The sequence below is a fragment of the Limnohabitans radicicola genome, from assembly GCF_014837235.1.
GTDB lineage: Bacteria > Pseudomonadota > Gammaproteobacteria > Burkholderiales > Burkholderiaceae_C > Limnohabitans_A > Limnohabitans_A radicicola.
The window spans coordinates 698,879-718,848 of record NZ_JACYFT010000001.1; the positions used below are offsets into that span (position 1 = coordinate 698,879).

20 protein-coding genes are annotated in these 19,970 nt (G+C 61.8%); 9 read left to right on the plus strand and 11 right to left on the minus strand.

Annotated elements, in window-relative coordinates:
* Window positions 1–20: 20 nt before the first annotated feature.
* From IC609_RS03495 to IC609_RS03510, 4 genes are read right to left on the minus strand one after another with little or no spacing between them, the layout of a single operon-like run.
* The gene (locus IC609_RS03495) at window positions 21–1,577 is read right to left on the minus strand and encodes a class I adenylate-forming enzyme family protein (protein ID WP_191818054.1); all 1,557 of its coding nucleotides are present in this window, start codon (window positions 1,575–1,577) and stop codon (window positions 21–23) included.
* On the minus strand, window positions 1,577–2,809 hold the full coding sequence (locus tag IC609_RS03500; protein WP_408611010.1) for an acyl-CoA dehydrogenase family protein: 1,233 nt from the start codon (window positions 2,807–2,809) through the stop codon (window positions 1,577–1,579). Before IC609_RS03500 ends, IC609_RS03495 begins: the two co-directional genes overlap by 1 nt.
* A 32-nt stretch (window positions 2,810–2,841) precedes the next feature.
* Entirely contained in the window at window positions 2,842–3,639 is a 798-nt protein-coding gene (locus IC609_RS03505; protein ID WP_191818056.1) for an alpha/beta fold hydrolase, read from the minus strand.
* Window positions 3,636–4,721 carry a M29 family metallopeptidase gene (locus IC609_RS03510; protein ID WP_191818057.1) on the minus strand — a complete coding sequence of 362 codons (1,086 nt, stop codon included), beginning with the start codon at window positions 4,719–4,721 and terminating at the stop codon, window positions 3,636–3,638. The genes IC609_RS03505 and IC609_RS03510 overlap by 4 nt, the downstream gene beginning before the upstream one ends.
* Window positions 4,722–4,819: 98 nt before the next feature.
* Between IC609_RS03510 and IC609_RS03515 the strand changes: the two genes are divergently transcribed.
* Both IC609_RS03515 and IC609_RS03520 read left to right on the plus strand, forming a co-directional pair.
* Window positions 4,820–5,380 (plus strand): flavin reductase family protein, encoded by a 561-nt coding sequence (locus tag IC609_RS03515; protein ID WP_191818058.1) that lies wholly within the window; start codon window positions 4,820–4,822, stop codon window positions 5,378–5,380.
* Window positions 5,377–5,835 (plus strand): MarR family winged helix-turn-helix transcriptional regulator, encoded by a 459-nt coding sequence (locus IC609_RS03520; RefSeq protein ID WP_191818059.1) that lies wholly within the window; start codon window positions 5,377–5,379, stop codon window positions 5,833–5,835. The genes IC609_RS03515 and IC609_RS03520 overlap by 4 nt, the downstream gene beginning before the upstream one ends.
* Here IC609_RS03520 and IC609_RS03525 read toward each other — a convergent pair.
* Window positions 5,828–6,823 carry an AraC family transcriptional regulator gene (locus tag IC609_RS03525; RefSeq protein ID WP_191818060.1) on the minus strand — a complete coding sequence of 332 codons (996 nt, stop codon included), beginning with the start codon at window positions 6,821–6,823 and terminating at the stop codon, window positions 5,828–5,830. The two genes, IC609_RS03520 and IC609_RS03525, sit on opposite strands and share 8 nt — an antisense overlap.
* 277 nt (window positions 6,824–7,100) lie before the next feature.
* Here IC609_RS03525 and IC609_RS03530 point away from each other — a divergent pair, with 277 nt between their 5' ends.
* The 7 genes from IC609_RS03530 (at window position 7,101) to IC609_RS03560 (ending at window position 14,482) form a co-directional block, all read left to right on the plus strand.
* Entirely contained in the window at window positions 7,101–7,916 is an 816-nt protein-coding gene (locus tag IC609_RS03530; RefSeq protein ID WP_232844232.1) for a bile acid:sodium symporter family protein, read from the plus strand.
* 176 nt (window positions 7,917–8,092) lie between these two features.
* Window positions 8,093–8,941 carry a TauD/TfdA dioxygenase family protein gene (locus IC609_RS03535; RefSeq protein ID WP_191818062.1) on the plus strand — a complete coding sequence of 283 codons (849 nt, stop codon included), beginning with the start codon at window positions 8,093–8,095 and terminating at the stop codon, window positions 8,939–8,941.
* 10 nt (window positions 8,942–8,951) lie between these two features.
* Complete coding sequence (locus IC609_RS03540) at window positions 8,952–10,397, plus strand: alpha/beta fold hydrolase (RefSeq protein WP_191818063.1); 1,446 nt, start codon at window positions 8,952–8,954, stop codon at window positions 10,395–10,397.
* Window positions 10,398–10,469: 72 nt separating this feature from the next.
* Window positions 10,470–11,459 (plus strand): Bug family tripartite tricarboxylate transporter substrate binding protein, encoded by a 990-nt coding sequence (locus IC609_RS03545; protein ID WP_191818064.1) that lies wholly within the window; start codon window positions 10,470–10,472, stop codon window positions 11,457–11,459.
* Window positions 11,460–11,548: 89 nt separating this feature from the next.
* Window positions 11,549–12,565 (plus strand): YeiH family protein, encoded by a 1,017-nt coding sequence (locus IC609_RS03550; RefSeq protein WP_191818065.1) that lies wholly within the window; start codon window positions 11,549–11,551, stop codon window positions 12,563–12,565.
* Between the two features lie 29 nt (window positions 12,566–12,594).
* Window positions 12,595–13,656, plus strand: coding sequence for a BKACE family enzyme (locus IC609_RS03555; protein ID WP_191818066.1), 1,062 nt, complete (start codon window positions 12,595–12,597; stop codon window positions 13,654–13,656).
* Window positions 13,649–14,482, plus strand: a complete 834-nt coding sequence (locus IC609_RS03560; protein WP_191818067.1) for an SDR family NAD(P)-dependent oxidoreductase — start codon at window positions 13,649–13,651, stop codon at window positions 14,480–14,482. Before IC609_RS03555 ends, IC609_RS03560 begins: the two co-directional genes overlap by 8 nt.
* Window positions 14,483–14,539: 57 nt before the next feature.
* On the opposite strand, the gene IC609_RS03565 is transcribed toward IC609_RS03560, so the two are convergent.
* Genes IC609_RS03565 through IC609_RS03590 form a run of 6 tightly spaced genes read right to left on the minus strand, consistent with a single transcriptional unit; the run spans window position 14,540 to window position 19,969 of the window.
* Window positions 14,540–14,935: a RidA family protein gene (locus IC609_RS03565; protein WP_191818068.1), complete on the minus strand. Its 396-nt coding sequence runs from the start codon at window positions 14,933–14,935 to the stop codon at window positions 14,540–14,542.
* A 10-nt stretch (window positions 14,936–14,945) separates the two neighbouring features.
* Window positions 14,946–16,616 (minus strand): AMP-binding protein, encoded by a 1,671-nt coding sequence (locus tag IC609_RS03570; protein WP_408610992.1) that lies wholly within the window; start codon window positions 16,614–16,616, stop codon window positions 14,946–14,948.
* Window position 16,617: 1 nt separating this feature from the next.
* Window positions 16,618–17,802, minus strand: a complete 1,185-nt coding sequence (locus IC609_RS03575; RefSeq protein ID WP_191818069.1) for an acyl-CoA dehydrogenase family protein — start codon at window positions 17,800–17,802, stop codon at window positions 16,618–16,620.
* Window positions 17,803–17,805: 3 nt separating this feature from the next.
* Window positions 17,806–18,666: an enoyl-CoA hydratase family protein gene (locus IC609_RS03580; protein ID WP_191818070.1), complete on the minus strand. Its 861-nt coding sequence runs from the start codon at window positions 18,664–18,666 to the stop codon at window positions 17,806–17,808.
* On the minus strand, window positions 18,663–19,172 hold the full coding sequence (locus IC609_RS03585; RefSeq protein ID WP_225223971.1) for a MarR family winged helix-turn-helix transcriptional regulator: 510 nt from the start codon (window positions 19,170–19,172) through the stop codon (window positions 18,663–18,665). Before IC609_RS03585 ends, IC609_RS03580 begins: the two co-directional genes overlap by 4 nt.
* Window positions 19,169–19,969, minus strand: coding sequence for an SDR family NAD(P)-dependent oxidoreductase (locus IC609_RS03590; protein WP_191818071.1), 801 nt, complete (start codon window positions 19,967–19,969; stop codon window positions 19,169–19,171). Before IC609_RS03590 ends, IC609_RS03585 begins: the two co-directional genes overlap by 4 nt.
* Window position 19,970 lies beyond the last annotated feature (1 nt).

The following is a 19,970-nucleotide window of genomic DNA, read 5'->3' on the forward strand; positions in this document are numbered from 1 at the left end:
GGCGAAGAAAAGCCCTTGTTTTAAGGGTTTGTCAGGAGCTGCTGCAGCTGCAGCTTGAGCACCTTGCCCAAAGCACTCTTGGGCAGGCTGTCCATGAAGACCACACGGCGCGGCAACTTGAAGCGGGCGATGCGCGACTGCAGGTGGGCCAGCACGGCCTCTGCGCTCAGGGCTTGCCCTGCAGCGTCAGAGCTGCGCACCAGCACTGCCACAGGCACTTCGCCCCAGCGGGCATCGGCCACGCCGACCACCGCGTTGTCGGCCACGCCGGGCAAAGTGACGAGCTGGTTTTCAATTTCGGCCGGGTAGATGTTTTCGCCGCCGGAAATGATCATGTCTTTGCTGCGGCCGACGATGGTGATGCAGCCGTCTTCGGCGCGCTGGCCCAGATCGCCGGAATGGAACCAGCCATCCTGTAGACCCGCGTTGAGTTCGCCGTCGGCACGCCAGTAGCCGCGCATCAGGTTGGCGGCGCGGATGCAGACTTCGCCCGTTTCACCGGGGCCGACTTCCTGCCCTTGGGCGTCGATGAGTTTGACTTGCGCCTCCGGTTGCGGCCAACCCGACGCGCCCACACGGGCCATGGCTTCGGGCAGACGCAGCACGATGGACACGGGGCCAGTTTCGGTGGTGCCATAGACCTGGCCCACGGGCACGCCGCGTGCGTGCAGGGTTTCGAGGTAAGCCACAGGCACGGTGGACGAGCCGGTCATGATGCCGCGCAGGCAGGCGAGCGATGTGTCCGCCCAGCGCGGATGCTCAAACAGGGCGCGCATGGTGGCGGGCACCAAGAGCGACAGCGTGGGGCGGCTGGTGTTCATTTCATCCAGCCAAGCCGTGGGGTCAAAGCGCGGGTGCAGCACCACCTCCACCCCTGCCAGCAGCGCGGGCAAAGTCTGGATGCACAGGCCGCCCACATGGAACATCGGCAGCGTGGACAGCACCTTGTCGCCGGGCACGAAGTCGTGCGCCCAGGCACTGGCACGCGCATTGGCCAGCAACGCCGCCTGGGTATGCACGGCGCCCTTGGGCACGCCCGTGGTGCCCGAGGTGTAGACCAGCAGCAGCGGCAGGTCGTTGTGCACATCCCCGTGCATTTCGGGCAGTGGCAGACCGCGTGGTGAGGCGGTGGCGATCAAGGTGTCGTGATGCGTGTGTTGCAGACCTGCGCCTTGCAACGCATGGGCTGTATCGGCATGGTGGCTGTCGTGCACCAGCAGACGCGGTTGGGCGTCCCCCATGACCTGCTGCAGCTCGGGCACGGCCAGCCGAAAGTTGAGCGGCAAAAACACCGCCCCCAGCCGGGCGCAAGCCACCAGCGTGACCAACTGCAGCTCGTGGTTGAAACCGAGCCAGGCCACGCGGTCGCCCGGCTGCACGCCCCAGGTGGATTGCAGGTGTGCCGTGACGCGTTCAACCCGCCGCCAGAACTTGGCGAAGTCATAGGTGAAGGTGCTGTCACCCGTCTGGGTGGCCTTGCGCTCATCACCCCGGAAGGTCATGGCCGCTTGCGCGCCATGCTCGTGCGCGAGCTGCGCAAAGCGCGCCGCGATCAGGCTGGTTTCTTGGCCCGACATCACTCGTCTTTTTCGCCAGGTTCGTACAGGGCTTCGCGACCGATGCGGTCCATGCACAGCTCGGCCGTCCAGGGCAGCATGAGCGAGCCGCAACGCGCATCGCGGTACAGGCGCTCCAGCGGCAGGCTTTTGAGCATGGACTGACCGCCGCAGGTGCGGATCGCCAGTCGGGCGATGTCTTGCGCGTTTTCCATGATGGTGTACTGAGCGGCGTAGGCCCGCAGTCGGGTGGACTTGCTCGGGTCGACCTTGGCGTCTTCAATGGCGCGCAAGAACAGGTTGCGGGTCTGTTCGAGCTTGATGAACATCTCGGCCACGGCGATCTGTTTGGTCGCGAACTGGCGGCGCTTGATGGGGCCCGTGCCCGGAATCTCGCCACGCAAATAGGCCACGGTGAAGTCATAAGCCGCTTGCGCGATGCCCATGTAGGTCGGCGAGAGTGTCATGAACATGTGTGGCCAGCGGCTGGCGGCTTGAAAATACAGGCCTTGTGGCATGAGCGCCGCGTCGTCGGGCACGAACACATCTTTGAAAATCAAATTCCGCGACACGGTGGCGCGCATGCCCAGCGGGTCCCAATCGCCCTCGACCGTGAGGCCTGGCGCGGTGCGCGGCACAGCCAGATATAAGGTGTCACGGCGCGAGAGGTCGGCGCCCTCTTTCTTCTCGGTGCACAGCACACCAAAGTAATCGGCTGCATCGGACAACGAAGCGAAGATTTTCTTGCCGTTGACTTTCCAGCCGCCCTCGACCTTGACGGCCGTAGTACCAAAGGGCATGGCCCCTGCAGCGGCTGCACCGCCTTCGGAGAACGGCTGTGCATAGATGGCGCCGTCTTTCACCACGCGGGCAAAGTGCGTGGCCTGGTGCGTGCGGTGGATGGCGCGCTGCTCGGGCGTCATCTCCAGGTCTTCCGACAGCAGACCACTCCAGAGCATGGTGCAGACATGCATGTTGAAAGTCAGCGCGGTGGCGCCGCAGTAACGACCAATCTCGGCCGAGACCATGGCATAGGTGGCGTAATCGGCCCCATGCCCGCCATGCGTTTCGGGCACGCACAGCGCCAGCAGGCCCGAGTCGCGCATGTCGTCGTAGTTGGCAAACGGGAACTGCGCGTCGCGGTCGAGCTGCGCCGCACGCGGGGCGAACTTCTCACGCCCCAGCTGTCGCGCCAGCGCCATCAGCTTTTGCTGCTTCTCGGTCAGAGGGTAGTCGTCACCACAGATGGGCATGGTGTGGGGGATCGTATTGACTTGCACGTCGGTCATGGTTTCACGTCCTTCAGAAATTTTTCGAGTTCGGCGTTGAACGCCTCGGGCTGTTCGTAATGCAGCAAATGTCCTGCTCCGGCCAGGCAGGCATAGCGAGCGCCGGGGATTTTTTGCGCCATGCGTTCCATCACCGTGGGCGGTGCGGTGCGGTCATGCTCTGCGGCCAGGCACAGCACGGGCACCGTGAGGGTGGGCAAAGCGGCGCGTTGCTCAAACTGCACCAGCGCATGCAGCGCAGCGCGGTAGGTGTTGGGCGGCACTGCCGACATGCTTTGGTGCGCCGACTTCAGATGGTCAGGGATCGTTTGGGCCGCATCGCCACCGGGTGCGGCCATGGTGGGGATCAACTTGTCGGCGATGTCAGCCATGGTTTTGCCCGCTTCCAGAGGGGCCAGGCGCTGCGCCAAAAACTGCTTTTGAAAATCACCGTCGCTGTTGCCAAAAGCCGGACTGCTGGCGGCCAGCAGCAGGCCACGGATGCGCTCAGGCTTTTGCGTCCAGGCTTGCAGGGCGACCATGGCCCCCATGCTGTGGCCCACCAACACGGCTTGGTCGATGTGCGCCGCGTCCAGCATCTGCCACAGGGCTTGCGCCAAGTGTGCGAAGTCATAAGGGGTGACCATGGCGCTGTCGCCATAACCGGGCATGTCCCAGGCCAAGCTGCGCCAGCCCAAAGCGGCCACATGCGCTTGCTGCGCTGCCCAGCCGTGTCGACCACCGCCTACGCCATGCAAGTACACCACGGCGGGTTGTGTGGGCAAACCCACGTCAGTGAAGGCGGGTGCGCTCATGCCAGCGCCGCGCTCACGACTTGGCCCGCATCGACCACCACCGTGTCGTCCAGCCGGATGGTGCAGCCGCGCATGGGCAGGTCAAAGTGGCCTAGCGTGTGGCGGCCCGCCACCTCGTTGGCCCCGGTCGAATACAAAAAGTTGCCCGCAAAAGCACGCAGCTCGGTGCCGTTGCAGTCGCGCTTGTCGTAAAACGCCATGGCGTCCCAACGCGCCGCCGGGTTCAGGCCAAAGCCCACATGTGAGACGGCATAAGCGGCGCGGTGGCCCTCAAAGTCTTCCCAGGCTTTCCAGTAGCCGCGCATCATGTCCACGTCCACGCCCTGCCCCTCAATGGCGACCACGCCGTCGTTCTCGATGGTCAGACGGATCGTGTCGCGCAAATAGCTTTTGAAGGTCAGGTTCACATCGCCCGGGGCCATGACCAGCGTGCCGTTGACACTGCCTGCAGCCGGGAAAGCCAGCGCCAGCCCGGCGGGCCAGTGCGACACCATGCCCGGCTTGGGGCAAAAGCCCCACACACCGCCTACCACCGCTTGCTTGTCGCCATGTTTGAGGTTCACACGCAGGTCGGTGCCTGCGGCAGACGTGACGTGCATTTGTTGTGCGCCACGCAGCTTCTTCATGGCGGCGCGCACCACGCCTTCCAGCGCCGGATCGGGCACGGTGCGCTCCAGAATTTCAGGGTGCTCGTTGGATACCATCAAGAGGCGCGGCATGTGGCCGTCCACGCCCTTCATGATGGTGGGCAGCTCGGGTGCGTGCAGCAGGCCTTCGACGGTGCAGTCCACCACCATGTCGGCGCGGGCCAATGCAGCCACAACGGGGCCGAGCTGGCCAATCGCGTCGCTGGCGCCTGTGGAGCGCACAGGCGCGGGAGCGGTGAGTGCAGGCGTTGTCAGCGTCACCTCGAACACGCGGGCGCCCATGGCCTCCAGTGCAAGGCGGGCCAAGTCCACATTGATCCGACGTGATTGGGTTTCGGCCAGAATCGCCACCACTTCGCCCGGCTGCACCTTGCACAGTGTGAAGGTGCGGGTAAACGCCGCAAGCCACCTGTTTTCGATTCGTTCCACCAGCATGCTTGTCTCCTTGACGGACAGGTTCTGCGCACGACGCACTCGACCTCATGCCAAACAGTTTATATGAATATTCATGTAAATTCATCCATAATGACCCTATGCGCCCCAACCCACCTCCGACCGTTCAGCCGCTGACCCCTGACTTTGAGGCCCCTCATTTCAGGCAGGCCCTGTCGCGCTTTGCCACAGGCGTGACCGTCATCACCACCTTCGCGCCCGGCGCACAAAAAGGCGACTCGGCCAGCAGCAGCTTTGTGGGCATCACGGCCAGCTCGTTCAATTCGGTGTCGCTCACGCCGCCGCTCGTGCTGTGGAGCTTGGGCCACCGGGCCAGCAGCTTGCCGCTGTTCCATGCGGGCACGCACTATGTGGTCAATGTGCTGGCCGCAGACCAGCTCGACTTGTGCAACCGCTTTGCCTACGGCAAAGGCGACCGCTTTGCAGACACCGCCTACACCCTGGGACAAGCCGGGCTACCCATTTTGAAAGGCACTCTGGCCTGGTTTGAATGCCACAACCGCAGCCGTCACGAAGAAGGCGACCATGTGATTTTTGTGGGCGAGGTGGAACGCTGCGGCTTCAGCGAGGGCTCGGCCCCACTCGTGTACCAGGGCGGTCAGTTCAGCACCACCACGCCTCTGCCCCAACCTCTGCCATGACCCACTCAGCTGGCTTTGTCGACGACTACCTGGCCTATTTGCTGGCCCGCGCCAGCCATTTGATTTCAAGCGAATTTCATGCCGTGGTCGAAGCCAGCGGGCTGAGCCTGATGGAGTGGCGCGTCATGGCCAGCCTATCTGGCAAGGAATCGCTGAGCGTGGGTGAACTGGCCGACATCGTGCTGGCCAAACAACCCACCGTGACCAAGCTGGTGGGTCGCATGGCAGAGGCTGGCTGGGTGCGCCGTGTGAATGCTGCGCACGACAAACGCCAATCGTTAGTGAGCCTGACGCTCGCCGGTCAGCGCAAGGTCAAGCCCCTGCTGGCCCAGGCACGTACGCACGAAGCACAGGTGCTGAAAGAGATCGGCAACTCGGATGTGACCCAACTCAAGCGTGTTCTGGAACACTTGATCGAGGCACGGTCATTGTCCATAAGCCATCCACTCAAGTGAGTGATTTCTGCCCCTCGGATGCAGTCGCATTGAACAGGTTTTTGTGCCATCTTGAAAATGCACTCAACTCTGAAAAGCCCAGCAGCAGCGCAACCTCAGACAAGTTTTTTGAGCCATTCTGACGGTAGCTGACCAGCAGCTCACTGCGCATGCTGTTGACCAGGGTTTTGAAGGTCGTGCCTTCAGCAGCCAGATGGTTGGCAATCGTTCGGCGGTCCACGCCGAGGTGCTGCGCCACCACCTCAACCTTGCAGTGCCCACGCGGCAGCAACAGCACAATCAGGCGCCGAACCCGCTCCGACATCTTGGCATTGACGCCCATCTCCCGCTCCAGCAGGCGCTGGGAATACTGGGCCATGACCGGATCGGCACCGAGGTTGGGCGCAGCCAGATCCTTGGCGTTGCAAACGATGTCGTTGAACTCCTGACCAAAGGCGATGTGGCTGCCAAACATGCGCCGGTGGACCTGTGTGTTGGCTGGTGCTGGATGCCTGAAGGCCACCAGTCGGGGTTCCCACCGTTCACCCAGGAAAATCTGCAGCATGCGGAACAGGGAGCACATGCCCATCTCAATGGCTTGAGGTGTAGGCCCCCCACCTTCCAGCAGGAGCTCTTCACGGATGATGACGAGATCTCCCGACTCCACCAACGAGACAGAAAAAGCCTCAGCGTGGGTGTGCATGTAAGTCACCGAGGTTTCAAGCGCATGCCTGAGCGTCGGTTGATCGCGAAGCAGCAGACCCAGTGGGCCCAAGTTGGACAATCGCCGCGATGCTGCCATGCGCAAACCAAATCCTGGCTCATTGGCGCGACGTGCCGCCAGCTCCAACAGTTCACCGACAGATGTGGCGGGCAACCTGAGGTCAGGCTCGTTCAGACAGCGCGGCGACAGGCCGACTTCATCCACCAAAGCATGGGCATCCAGCCCGCATTCACGGGCCACTTGTTCAAAGTTGGTCAGTGTTGCCGCACGCAAAAAAGCGGTCATAGGGACTTTCATAAGTTTCTCGAAATGTCAAGCGAAATTCCCGTTTTGTCAATAGAAAAAGTCCTCTTGTCTTGAGAATGGTGCTCGCGGTGTTTGGATAAGCCACGCCGATATCAGTAGGTCATGCACATGACCGACACACCCAGCAACAGCACAGGGCTACCTCGCCAAACGATGCGAGAGCCGAGGTCTGGCGCATGTATTCAAAGGAATGGAAATGACGGATTACCTGGTGTTGCTCAATCGTTGGGCGTTGCTTGCGTTTGTGCTGTGCACGATGACAGGCGTGGGTCTGCTGCTGCAGCCAGCTCAGATTTTTCAAGTGCTGCGCGAACGTCGCCAATTGGGGCTGACACTGCTGGCCAACTTTGTGGTGCTGCCCAGCCTGTCTTGGTGGGTGTGTCGTCGCCTGGATCTGGATGTGTCGATACAGGCGGCCATATTGCTCGCGACCACAGCACCCGGCTGTCCGACGCTGCTGCGTCTCAATGCGGCAGCGCGCGGGGACCAGGCACTGGCTGTCAGTCAGTATGTCTTGCTCTCAGTGCTGACGGTGGCATTTCAGCCTTTATTGCTGCCGTGGCTGTTGCAGGGGGTGCAGGTCAGTTCCATCGATATCGTTCGCAGTTTGGGATTGACGGTGTTGGTGCCTCTTGTCATGGGCTTGTCGGTGCGTGCGCGCTGGCCGACATTTGCGGAGCGTGCCAGACTGGTGATCGAAAAAGTCGGATCGCTCAGTGCCTTGCTGGTCTTGATTTTGTTTCCAGTGCTGTATTTCGAAGCCATGCTGAGCGTACTCCGGCAAGGTGCGCTGGCTGCGCTGTTGCTGTACATGCCCTTGGCGCTCGGTGCGGGATGGTTGTTGGGTTCGGCCTCAACACCGTCTTACCGTCGCGTGCTGACGATGTGTTGTGGCCAAGGCAATATGGGAATTGCTTTTGTCAGCGCGGCTGCCAATTTCAAGGACCCGACGGTCGGCATCACTCTGATCGTCATGTTGTTTCTGACCTTGTTGCCCTTGGTCCCCATGGCGCTGTTTTTTGGGCGCAGCGCGGCGACGGCAGACAGAATGAATGAGGCAGTCCAGCGCTAACGACATAGCCCGCTGTTACCGCCTTGATCTGATGGCGGATAGGGACTTCTACCAATTTCCCGAAATGTCAAACAAATTTCCCATTTCGTCAAAGGAAAAACCCCACTTGTCTTGAGAATGGCGCTCTCGGTGTCTTGAAGCAAGACCCCATTTGACCGACCACTGAGGAGCCATTCATGAAAGTCATTCCACTCACCTGCGCTTTGGGTGCCGAGATCCAGGGCGTCCATCTGGCTGAAGCAGGCCGCAATGCCGACATGGCGGGCGAAGTCAAAGCACTGCTGCTCAAGCACAAGGTGCTGTTTGCTCGCGATCAGGACATGACCGATGCCGAGCATGCGGCTTTTGCGCGCATTTTTGGCGACCTGGAAAGCCACCCTCTGGCCCCCAGCACCGATTCGGAGCCAGGCATCATCAACATCTGGAAAACGCCTGACAGCCCACCCGAGCGTTACGAAAACGCTTGGCACCACGATGCCACTTGGCGCGAATTGCCGCCCATGGGCGCTGTGCTGCGTTGCCTCGAATGCCCACCCGTCGGTGGTGACACCATGTGGGCCAATATGGAGCTGGCTTACGAGCGCCTGCCTGACCACATCAAGGAAACCATCGAAGGCTTGAAGGCTCGCCACAGCATGGAAGCCACCTTCATGGCGGCCAAATCAGCCAAGGAACGACTGGCGATGAAAGCGCGCTTCCCGGACCCCGAGCACCCTGTTGTGCGTACCCACCCCGAAACCGGCAACAAGAGCCTGCTCACAGGCGGCTTCATGACGCACTTCACCAACTACCACACCGCACGCAACGTGCGCTTTGGTCAGGACTGGCAGCCCGGCGCCTCGGCCTTGCTGAGCTACCTGATCAGCCAGACCTTCATTCCCGAGTACCAGATGCGTTGGCGCTGGAGCCCGGGTTCGATCGCCATCTGGGACAACCGCTGCACACAGCATTACGCCGTGATGGATTACCCACCGTGTGTGCGTCGCATGAACCGCGCCACCATCAAGGGCGATCGCCCGATTTAAGGAGAACATCATGGAACGCGAATTGGGTTTGAACCTGGAGCTTCGTCACGAATGGGCCAATCTGGGTGATGTGCGCTTGCACTACGTCACCGGTGGTCAGGGACCGACCATCGTGCTGCTGCACGGCTGGCCCCAAACCTGGTACATGTGGCGAGATGTGCTACCGGGTCTGATGCAACGTTACCGGGTGATCGCGGTCGACATGCGTGGCCTGGGTGACTCGTCACGACCCGCGACCGGTTACGACACACGCACCGTGGCACAAGACATCTGGCGTCTGATGACCGAGGTGCTGGACGAGCGGTGCTTCCATGTGGTGGCCCACGATTGGGGCGGGCCAGTGGCTTATGCGCTGGCTGCACTGCACCGTCAGGCAGTGATGTCGATGGCCATCTTCGATGCGCCCGTGCCGGGTGATGGCTCAGCGCTCACCGCCATGGGGCGCTGGCACTTTGGCTTCCACGCCGAAAGCGACTTGCCCGAGGCTCTGATCGAAGGCCGTGAAGACATTTACCTGCGCCACATGTTCAGCAAAGCCGGGGCTCGGCCCGATGCCGTTTCGGAAGAAGCCCAGCGCGAATACATCCGGGCCTACTCGCAGCCTGGAGCCATGCGGGCGGGCTTCAACTACTACCGCGAAATGGCTCGCAACGCACGGGACAACAAAGCCTTCATTGCACAAGGCAAGCTGCAAATGCCCATTCTGGTGTACGGCGGCGGCAACAAGATCGTGGGTCGTTCCATGTATGCGGTGGATTCCTGGCAGCGCGTCGCCTCCGACGTGCGCGGGGGTGTGGCCGAAGGCTGCGGCCACTGGATTCCTGAAGAGCGTCCCGCCTGGGTGGTGGAACGTCTGATGGAGTTTTTCACCGACGTCGATGCAGGCCGTGCAGCCGCAGCCAATGCCCCTCGCCCTGCGCATGCTGCAGCGGTCTCTGCCGCTTCCCAAAATTTACCCGCCCCAACCACTCAAAAGGCAAACGCCATGTTCCACGAAACCATTGACACTGCGCTGATCGACGTTGAAGCGCTTCCCTGGATGCCTTTTTCGCCTTACAGCGAAGAGATCTTCCTCAAACTCATCAAAGTGGACCCCATTCGTGGCGAATGGACCACGCTGCTGAAGTTGCCTCCCTATACCGAGCTGCCGATGCACCACCATTCCGGTACCGTGATGGTGTGGACAGTGACTGGCAGCTGGCGCTACAAAGAACACAACTGGGTCGCCAACGCTGGCAGCTTCGTCTTTGAAACGGCCGCTTCGCGCCACACGCCTGTCACGGTAGGCAATGAAGAGGTCATCACACTGAACATTATTCAGGGCGACTGGAACGTGATGTCACCTGAAGGCGCCGTGTTGGCCATTGAGAACTGGAAATCCATGGTGGACCGCTACGTCAATTTCTGCAAAGCACAGGGCCTTGAAGCGATCGACGTGACCAGCTTCAGCGCATAAAGCGCAGACCATCGCGTCGATCAAGGCTCACCATTGACCTGACTCACTTCAGAAAATAACGAGGAGACAAACATGCGCCAACCCTTTAACCTTCGTCGCCACTGGCTTCAAGCAGCGGGCATCAGTGCCTTGTTGATGGCTGGATGGCCTGTGCAGGCCCAGAACTATCCCGACAAGCCCGTTCGCATCGTCGTCGGCGGCCCGGCCGGTGGCGCGGCCGACGTCACGGCCCGTCTGCTGGCTGAAAAAATGTCACCTATCCTGGGGCAGCCCATTCTGGTCGACAACAAACCCGGTGCAGGGGGCTTGCTCGGTATTCAGGAGTTGCTCAAATCACCGCGAGATGGTTACACCCTGATGGTGAACATCAGCGGGGTGGTTTCCGAAGTTCCACATGCGATCAAGGTTCCTTTCGATCCTTTCAAGGTCTTGCAGCCGCAGGTTGAAATGGCACGTGGCGGTCTGGTGCTCGTCACCAATACTCAAACAGGTGCACAAAACCTGGACGGCTTCATCAAGTATGTCAAGGCCAACAAGGACAAAATCAGTTTTGCCTCCTACAGCGCGGGCACCGTTTCGCACACGCTAGGGCTGGAGTTGAACAAGGTGGCTGGACTCGACATGGTGCATGTCGGCTACAAGGGCTCACCCCCTGCCTTGCAGGATCTCATTGGTGGCAGTGTTCAGGCGATGTTCGATGGGTCCGGCAATGTACTACCGCATGTCCGGTCGGGCAAGCTCAAGGCACTGGCGGTCACATCGCCGCAGCGCATGAGCCTGTTTCCCGATGTGCCCACATTTACCGAATTGGGCTACAAGGATCTGACAGAGATTGTGTCCCTCATGCTGTTCTCCACGCCCGATGTGCCTGCCCCCGTTCAAGCCAAAGTGCGCGAGGCGGCCATGAAGGCCTTGCAGGACCCCAAGCTGCGCGAAACCTTCAACAACCTGGGTCTTGCCATGGGTACAGCCGCCACACCCGACGAGTTGATGGCGGGCCTGCGAGCTGCGTCCGACAAGCAAGGCGCCATGCTCAAGTCGGTCGGTTTCAAAATTGAATGATGATGGCCCGAGCCGGCTGTGCCCGGTTCAGGCTTTCGGTTTATCTGGCTGACGAAATCCGTTGGCCTTTTTTTTGAAAGAGGTTCCTCATGCTGGCCCAGATGATGTCATGGCCATTACAACGGTGGTTGGCACCCCGCTGGCGAGGTTTCTGGGTCTGTGCGGTCGTGGCCATTGCCGCCAGGTTCGTGTCCGAGCACTACGGTGCACCGGTCATGCTCATGGCCCTGCTGCTGGGCATGGCGCTGAACTTTCTCTCGGTTGAAGGGGCGTGCAAACCGGGCATCGACGTTACGGCACGTCAGGTGCTGCGCATCGGCGTGGCCCTGTTGGGTCTGCGCATCACGCTCGACCAAGTCACCGCTTTGGGCTGGCAGCCTGTGCTGATGGTGCTGGGTGCTGTGGCCTTCACCATTGCGCTGGGCGTGGTGCTGGCCCGCTGGATGGGGTATCGCGTGTTCTTTGGCTTGTTGACCGGCGGCGCGGTGGGCATTTGCGGTGCGTCCGCTGCATTGGCGCTGTCGGCCGCTTTGCCCAATCATCCGCTCAAGGAAAAAGCCACGCTGTTCACCGTCATCGGGGTCAGCACTTTGTCGACCCTAGCCATGGTCTTGTACCCCTTGCTCACGCATGGGCTGGCCCTGACGGATGCCCAAGCCGGGTTCTTCATCGGCGCGACCATTCACGACGTGGCGCAGGTGGTAGGTGCGGGCTACAGCATTTCGCGCGAGGCGGGTGATCTGGCCACCTTGGTCAAGCTGCTGCGCGTGGCGATGCTGCTGCCCGTGATTGCGCTGGTGGCCTGGGTCACGGCGCGGCATATGGCCAGCGAAGGCGAGGGCCAAACGCAAACGCAGAAGCCTCCGCTCTTGCCCGGGTTTGCGGTGGCGTTTGCGGTGCTGGTGCTCGTCAACAGCACGGCTTGGTTACCTCAGACAGTGGTTCAGGTGGGACAAGCCACATCGCAGTGGTGCCTGATAGCAGCGATTGTGGCCATCGGCATGAAGACACACCTCAAGGACATGCTGAACGTGGGCTGGAAACCGATCGTGCTGATGGTCAGCGAGACCGTGGCGCTGGCGGCTTTTGTCTATGCCTTGATTTGACTTTGAACTGATTCTTTCACAAGGAAAACATGCACTTTCTTGACGATTCCCTCTTGCCCGAGAACCAGCAAAAGCTGGTGATCCAGGTTGCGCCTTATGGGCCGCAATGGATTCCCGGCGACAGCGACGACATCCCTGTCACCATGGACGAGCAGATCCAGAAAGCCGTGGACTGCTATAACGCGGGGGCCACCGTGCTGCACGTGCATGTGCGCGAAGCCGATGGCAAAGGCAGCAAGCGCCTGTCGATGTTCAACGAGATGCTGGCGCGCCTGCGCGAGGCCGTGCCCAAAATGATTCTGCAGGTGGGCGGCTCGATTTCGTTTGCCCCCGAGGACGAAGGCCAGGCCGCCAAATGGCTGTCGGACGACACGCGTCACATGCTGGCGGACCTGAATCCCAAACCCGACCAAGTGACCGTGGCCGTGAACAGCAGCCAGATGAACATCATGGACCTGATGATGGATGGCGATTTCACAGGCACCTCGTTTGAAAACCCGCAACTGCAGGCTGCCTACGAAGACATGGTGATCCCCTCCAACCCCAGCTGGCACCGAGAACACATTCGTCGACTGGTGGCTGCAGGCATCCAGCCGCACTTCATGCTGGGGCATGTGCACCAGCTCGAATCGGTCGAACGCTTGATTCGCCGTGGCCACTACAACGGCCCTCTGATCCTCAATTACGTGGCCATCGGTGGCAGCCTGGCTGGCCTGAACCCGGTTGACATGCTGGAATTCGTGCGGCGCGTGCCCGACGGTGCGGTGCTGACCCTCGAAACCCTCAACCGCCATGTGTACCCCATGATGGCCATGGCCATCGCTCTGGGCATGCATGTGCGCTGCGGCATCGAAGACACCCTCAATGGCCCCCACCGGGAACGCATGACCTCGGTGCAGCAGGTGGTGCACATGGTCCAGCAGGCCCGTCTGCTCAACCGCGACATTGCCAATGGCGACGATGCCCGAGAGATTTACCAGATCGGCCAGTTCTACAAAGACACCGACGACACCCTGGCTCGCTTGGGCTACACGCCCAACCGCCACCCCGGCGAACGCGGTATACCGGTTCGGGGTTTTCCGAATGTCTGATGTGCAGCTCAAAGACAAAGTCGTTCTGGTCACGGGCGCCGGTCTGGGTTTGGGCGGCACCATCGCGCAGGCCATGGCCCGACAAGGGGCCTCGCTGGTCATTTGCGATATCGACATGGTCGCGCTGCACGCCACGCAGGCAGCGGTGGAAGCGCTCGGTGCCCAGTGCCTGGCGCTGGCATGCGATGTGTCCGACAGCGCTGCGGTCGACCAGATGTTTGACCAGGCCGGGCAGCGTTTTGGCACTGTGGACGTGCTGGTCAACAACGCCGCCCGTGTGCCCAACACACCTGCCGAGGCTGAGCGGCGCAATCGGCATTACGCCTACATGACCACACCCATGCCGCGCCAGGCCCTGGGCATCGTAGCCTCGCTGTCCGACGAGGATTGGCTCAAGTGGTGGGGCGTGAACATGCATGGCGTGTTCTTCTGCACCCGTGCCGCCTTGCGTTTCATGGTGCCCCAAAAATCCGGCCGCATCATCAACATCGCATCCATCGCCGGGCTGGGTGCCAACAGCCTGCACAGCCCGGGCTATTCGGCCACCAAGGCGGGCGTTATCAACCTGACAAAAACCACCGCGCTCGATGTGGCGGGGGCCAATGTTTACGTCAATGCCGTTGCTTGTGGTGGCGTGCTCACGCCGGACTTCGAGGTGTACCTTGAAAGCACAACCGAGGCGCAGGTCAACCGCCTCTACCAGATGGTGCCGAGTGGACGTTTGGGTCGCCCCGAGGAATATGCCAATGTCGCGGTCTTTCTGGCCGCACAAGATCATTACCTCGTAGGACAGGTCATTAGCCCGAATGGAGGCTTTGTGATCTGATGTTTGACCTGCTGAAGCCATTGGACGTGGTGAATTTCCCAGCGTCCGATGACGACTTCAGTCCGGCACCACCGCTGTCACTTCGATCTCCACTTTGGCCCGGTCTTCCACCAGATCGGCCACCTGCACCAAGGTCATGGCCGGGTAGTGCTTGCCCATGACTTCCTGGTAGACCTTGCCCAGTTCGCGCCCTCGCGCCAGGTATTCCTTCTTGTCTTTGACGTACCAGGTCATGCGCGCCATGTGCTGTGGGCCTGCGCCTGCGCACGCGAGTGTGTCGACGATATTTTGCAGGGCCTGTCTGCATTGGGCAACGAAGTCGTCGGTCTCGAACTGGCATTGACCGTTCCAGCCGATCATGCCCGCCACAAACACCATGCGGCCACGCGCTTCGATGCCGTTGGCATAGCCTTTGGCGGGTGCCCAGCCTTCGGGTTGGAGGATGTTGAACATGGTGGGTTCCTCAGGAAGAAATTTGCCGCAGCTTGAAGCGCTGCAGTTTGCCGGTTTCGGTGCGGGGCAAGGCGTCCAAGAAAATCACCTTGCGCGGGTATTTGAATGGGGCGATGGTTTGCTTGACGTGCTCTTGCAAGGCTTTTTCCATGGCCGCATCGCCCGTGTGGCCGGGCTTGAGCACCACATAAGCCTGCACGATGTGGCCGCGGTCTTCGTCGGGCATGCCGACCACGCCGCACTCGGCCACGGCCGGGTGTTGCAGCAGTGCGCTTTCGACCTCGGGTCCGGCGATGTTGTAGCCCGCCGAGATGATCATGTCGTCGTTGCGCGCCTGGTAGCTGAAGTAGCCATCCGCATCCATGACAAAGGTGTCGCCGGGCAGGTTCCAGCCCGCCTTCACATAGTCCTGCTGGCGCGGGTCGTCCAGGTATTTGCAGCCGGTGGGGCCGCGCACCGCCAGGCGGCCCACGGTGCCGGGTGGCACGCTCTGCATGTCTTCGCCCACGATCTGCGCCACATAGCCGGGCACCACCTGACCGATGCTGCCGGGGCGCACTTGCGCGCCCGCGCTCGAGATGTAGATGTGGATCACTTCGGTGCCACCAATGCCGTCGGTCATCTCTATGCCCGTGGCCTGCTTCCACAGCTGGCGGGTGGCGTCGGGCAAGGCCTCGCCCGCCGACACCGGGTGCTTGAGGCTCGACAGGTCAACGCCTTTGGCCAGCGTTGCCATCTGGCGGTACATGGTGGGCGCGGTGTAGCACTGCGTGGCGCGGTACTTGGCAATGGTCTGCATCAAGGTCTCGGGCGTATGCTTTTCGAGCAGCATGGTGCTGGCACCATAGCGCAGCGGGAACGCCAGCAGACCGCCCAAGCCGAAGGTGAAGGCAATGGGCGGCGTGCCGCACACCACATCGTTTTCATTCATTTGCAAGATGTGGCGCGGGAACAAATCGCACATGGCCAGCACATCGCGGTGGAAGTGCATGGTGCCCTTGGGCTTGCCCGTGGTGCCGCTGGTGAACGCGATCAGGCACACGTCGTCGCGGCTGGTGGCGTGAGGCGTGTACGCGCCACTTTGCTGCGCCATGCGCTGCTCGAGGCCATCAGGGGCGTCGCTGCGGAACTGCACCAGCTGCTGCAAGCTGGCCATGTGGCTGGCGTGGCCGGGCGTCATGCAGTGCTGCAGTTCGTCGGCCAACAGGCTGTCGCACAGGGCGGCGCTGACTTGGGCTTTGTCGATGATCTGTGCCAACTCGCCCGCACGCAGCAGCGGCATGGTGGGCACCGCCACCAAGCCCGCCTTGAGCGCGCCCAGCAAGCAAGCGGCCATCATGGGGCTGTTGCCGCCGCGCAGCAAAATGCGGTTGCCGGGCACGAGGCCCATGTCGTGGGTCAGCACCTGGGCGATGCGGTTGCTCTTGTCTTGCAGCTGCGCATAGGTCCAACTGAAGTCACCGCCCTTGTTGAAGTCGCTCACGCCATGCAGCGCAATGCGATCGCCTCGGCCTTCGCGCACATGCCGATCCACCAGTTCCACCGCGCAGTTGATCTGGTCCGGGTAGTCCAGCTCGGGCCGGACGGCGATGAACACAGGCAGTTGATCTTGGGGCGGCAGTCGGTCACGCGCAAAGCTGTCGGTGTGGCTGCTGGGCAGCAGTTGGTTCCAGTCGCTCATATCAGCCTTTCAACACATCCTTGCCAATGATCAGCTGCTGCACTTCGGTGGCACCTTCGTAAATGCGCAGCGCCCGAATCTCGCGGTACAGCGACTCCACCATCACACCTTTTTTGACACCCATGCCGCCGTGCATCTGCACCGCCATGTCGATGATCTGCTGCGCGTTTTCGGTCGCGGTCATCTTGGCCATGGCCGCCTCACGGGTGATGCGCCCGCCTTGGTCGCGCAGCCAAGCGGCGCGGTAGGTCAAGAGCGTGGCCGCGTCCAGCATGGTGGCCATCTGGGCGATCTTGGTCTGGGTGATCTGAAAGTCACCCAAGGTTTGGCCAAACATCTTGCGTGAGCGCGCCCAGCTGATGGACTCGTGCAGCGCACGCCGCCCAAAGCCCAAAGCGGCCGCGGCCACCGAGGTGCGGAACACATCGAGCGTGGCCATGGCGACCTTGAAGCCTTGGCCCGCTTCGCCAATGCGTTGCTTGGCAGCGACCTTGCAGTTGTCAAACTTGAGCGTGGCCAGCGGGTGGGGCGCCACCACGTCGATGCGCTCTTCAATCGACAGACCGGGCGTGTCGGCATCGACAATGAAAGCCGTGATGCCGCGTGCGCCGGGCGCTTCGCCCGTGCGGGCGAACACCACATAAAAGTCGGCGATGCCGCCGTTGCTGATCCAGGTCTTGCGGCCGTTGAGCACATAGCCGTCTGCCGTGGCCGTCGCGCTGCACTGCATGGCGGCCACATCGGAGCCTGCATCGGGCTCGCTTAGGGCAAAGGCGCTCAAGGCCTGACCCGACGCCACACGCGACAGGTAGCGCTGCTTTTGATCGGCTGTGCCCATGAGGCTGATGGCGCCTGTGCCCAAGCCCTGCATGGCAAACGCGAAGTCAGACAAGCCATTATGAAAAGCCAGTGTTTCTCGCAGCAGGCAGAGCTGGCGGGTGTCGATCACATCCGATGCGGCGCCGTAGGCCGTGCCCGAGACCGCGTGTTTGAGCCAGCCGCCGCTGCCCAGCAGGCGCACCAGACGGATGCATTCGGCGTCCACCGCGTCGCGGCTTTCGTCGTGGTGCGCGTGGACAAGGTGCTCTTGGCACCAAGCATCCAGCCGCACTTTGAAGTCGCGGTGGCTGTTGTCAAAGAAAGGCCAGTCGAGTTCTGGCGGGTGATTGGCTGGGTGGTCTGACATGGCTCAGTCCCCTTCAAACACGGGCGTTTGCTTGGCCACAAAGGCGTGATAAGCCCGGTGGAAGTCGTTGGTGGCCATGCAGATGGCTTGGGCCTGGGCTTCGGCCTCAATGGCTTCGTCCACGCCCATGTTCCATTCTTGTTGCAGCATTTTTTTGGTGATGCCGTTGGCAAAGGTGGGGCCTGCCACCAGCTGGGCGGCGATGGCCTGTGCATCGGCCAACACGGTGCCTGCCTCGCACACGCGGTTGTAAAAACCCCAGCGCTCTGCTTCTAGCGCGCCCAGGCCACGCCCGGTGAACAGCAGCTCGCTGGCACGGCCCTGGCCGATGATGCGCGGCAAAAGCGCGCACGCGCCCATGTCACATCCGGCCAAGCCGACCTTGTTGAACAGGAAATAAGTCTTGCTGCGCTCGGTGCCGTAGCGCAGGTCAGACGCCATGGCCAGGATGGCCCCTGCGCCCGCGCACACGCCATCGATGGCCGCGATGATGGGTTGTGGGCAAGCGCGCATGGCCTTGACCAGATCGCCCGTCATGCGGGTGAAGGCCAAGAGGCCGGGCATGTCGAGCTTCGTGAGCGGCCCGATGATTTCGTGTACATCGCCGCCCGAACAGAAGTTGCCGCCCTCGCCCGTGATGACCACCGCATGCACATCGGGCGCGTAAGGCAAGGCGCGGAAAAAGTCGCGCAGTTCGGCGTACGAGTCAAACGACAGCGGGTTCTTGCGCTCGGGGCGGTTCAGGCTCACCGTGGCCACACCGTCTTTGACAGACAGCAAAAAATGCTCGGGCTGGTAGCCCGCCATGGGCTGGTTGTGGCGGGGCAGCTGGTGCGGCTGACCGGGCAGGTAGCGTTGGCTCATTTTGTCTCCTCAGAATTTGTAGGGCTGCCGGACTTCAAGGTGCCCAGCAATTTGTGCAGTTGTTCTTGTTGGCTTGCCACCAGCGGCGACAGCAGCTCGACGACCCAGCCTTCGTGGGCCTGGGCCATGGCCGCAAATGCGCTGCGCCCGGCCTCGGTCAGACTGACGGTGTAGGAGCGGCGGTCGCTGGCCTGCATTTGCCGCTGCACCAGTTGTTCTTTTTCGAGCTGGTCGACGATGCTGGTGACGTTGCCGCCCGTGACCATCATGCGGCGCGACAGCTCGCTCATCGACAAGCCTTGCGGTTCGCGCTCCAGTTGCGCCATCAGGTCAAAGCGCGGCAGCGTGATGCCAAACTGTTCGCGCAAGCGTTGGCGGATGGTGTCTTCTATGCGGGTGGTGGCCGACAACAGACGCAGCCACAGGCGCAGTGAAGCGTGGTGATCGGCGTGCGCGCGCTTTTCCATGTCCACAGAGGCCATGTCAGTGTCTTGTCGTGCGCTCATGACACCAACTCCCCACCATCGATGGCAATCGATTGACCGTTGATCGCTTCGCTGCCTGCCGCGCACAGCCACAGCACGCTTTGCGCCACTTCGTGCGGCTGCACCAAGCGCTGTTGCGGGTTGCTCGCGGCCAAGGCTTGTCTCGCTTCGGCTTCGCTCTTGCCTGTTTTGCTCACGATGTTTTGCACCGCTTCTCGCACGATGTCGGTTTCGGTGTAACCGGGGCAAATCGCGTTCACGGTCACGCCCTTGCGGGCCAACTCCAAGGCCAGCGCTTTGGTCAGGCCCACCACGCCATGCTTGGCGGCCACATAGGCGCTCACATAGGCATAGCCTTTGAGGCCTGCTGTGCTGGCGATGTTGACGATGCGCCCGGGTGTTCCGCTGGCTGCCGCTTCGAGCATGCCCGGCAGCACGGCCTGGATGCAGTGGTAGGTGCCTGTGAGGTTGACGTTCAACATCTGTTGCCACAGCGCGGCATCGGTCTTGGCAAAGGGCGCGCTGTGCGCCTGGCCCGCGTTGTTGACCAGGATGTTCACCGGGCCAAGGCGGGCCTGCGCCTGCTGCACCGCCGCTTGCACGGACTGTTCATCGCCCACGTCCATGGGCGCAATGAACACTGCCACGTCGGGCACTTGCGCACGCAGCGCCTCGGCTTGCGCCTGCAACTTGTCTAGCGAGCGGCCACACAGGGTCAAGCGGCAACCCGCTTGCGCGAGCTGCAGTGCGATGGCCGCGCCAATGCCTGCGCCCGCGCCGGTGATGAGGGCGTGGCAGCCTTGCAGTTCATCGGCCATC

Bases quoted from the DNA above. Each gene is read 5' to 3' on its own strand.
- IC609_RS03570 (WP_408610992.1), bottom strand. From the start codon at position 16,616: ATGAGCGACTGGAACCAACTGCTGCCCAGCAGCCACACCGACAGCTTT.
- IC609_RS03495 (WP_191818054.1), bottom strand. From the start codon at position 1,577: ATGTCGGGCCAAGAAACCAGCCTGATCGCGGCGCGCTTTGCGCAGCTC.
- IC609_RS03555 (WP_191818066.1), top strand. From the start codon at position 12,595: ATGCACTTTCTTGACGATTCCCTCTTGCCCGAGAACCAGCAAAAGCTG.
- IC609_RS03575 (WP_191818069.1), bottom strand. From the start codon at position 17,802: ATGTCAGACCACCCAGCCAATCACCCGCCAGAACTCGACTGGCCTTTC.
- IC609_RS03585 (WP_225223971.1), bottom strand. From the start codon at position 19,172: ATGAGCGCACGACAAGACACTGACATGGCCTCTGTGGACATGGAAAAG.
- IC609_RS03500 (WP_408611010.1), bottom strand. From the start codon at position 2,809: ATGCCCATCTGTGGTGACGACTACCCTCTGACCGAGAAGCAGCAAAAG.
- IC609_RS03540 (WP_191818063.1), top strand. From the start codon at position 8,952: ATGGAACGCGAATTGGGTTTGAACCTGGAGCTTCGTCACGAATGGGCC.
- IC609_RS03515 (WP_191818058.1), top strand. From the start codon at position 4,820: ATGCGCCCCAACCCACCTCCGACCGTTCAGCCGCTGACCCCTGACTTT.
- IC609_RS03530 (WP_232844232.1), top strand. From the start codon at position 7,101: ATGACAGGCGTGGGTCTGCTGCTGCAGCCAGCTCAGATTTTTCAAGTG.
- IC609_RS03550 (WP_191818065.1), top strand. From the start codon at position 11,549: ATGCTGGCCCAGATGATGTCATGGCCATTACAACGGTGGTTGGCACCC.
- IC609_RS03560 (WP_191818067.1), top strand. From the start codon at position 13,649: ATGTCTGATGTGCAGCTCAAAGACAAAGTCGTTCTGGTCACGGGCGCC.
- IC609_RS03510 (WP_191818057.1), bottom strand. From the start codon at position 4,721: ATGCTGGTGGAACGAATCGAAAACAGGTGGCTTGCGGCGTTTACCCGC.
- IC609_RS03505 (WP_191818056.1), bottom strand. From the start codon at position 3,639: ATGAGCGCACCCGCCTTCACTGACGTGGGTTTGCCCACACAACCCGCC.
- IC609_RS03520 (WP_191818059.1), top strand. From the start codon at position 5,377: ATGACCCACTCAGCTGGCTTTGTCGACGACTACCTGGCCTATTTGCTG.
- IC609_RS03590 (WP_191818071.1), bottom strand. From the start codon at position 19,969: ATGGCCGATGAACTGCAAGGCTGCCACGCCCTCATCACCGGCGCGGGC.
- IC609_RS03535 (WP_191818062.1), top strand. From the start codon at position 8,093: ATGAAAGTCATTCCACTCACCTGCGCTTTGGGTGCCGAGATCCAGGGC.
- IC609_RS03580 (WP_191818070.1), bottom strand. From the start codon at position 18,666: ATGAGCCAACGCTACCTGCCCGGTCAGCCGCACCAGCTGCCCCGCCAC.
- IC609_RS03525 (WP_191818060.1), bottom strand. From the start codon at position 6,823: ATGACCGCTTTTTTGCGTGCGGCAACACTGACCAACTTTGAACAAGTG.
- IC609_RS03565 (WP_191818068.1), bottom strand. From the start codon at position 14,935: ATGTTCAACATCCTCCAACCCGAAGGCTGGGCACCCGCCAAAGGCTAT.
- IC609_RS03545 (WP_191818064.1), top strand. From the start codon at position 10,470: ATGCGCCAACCCTTTAACCTTCGTCGCCACTGGCTTCAAGCAGCGGGC.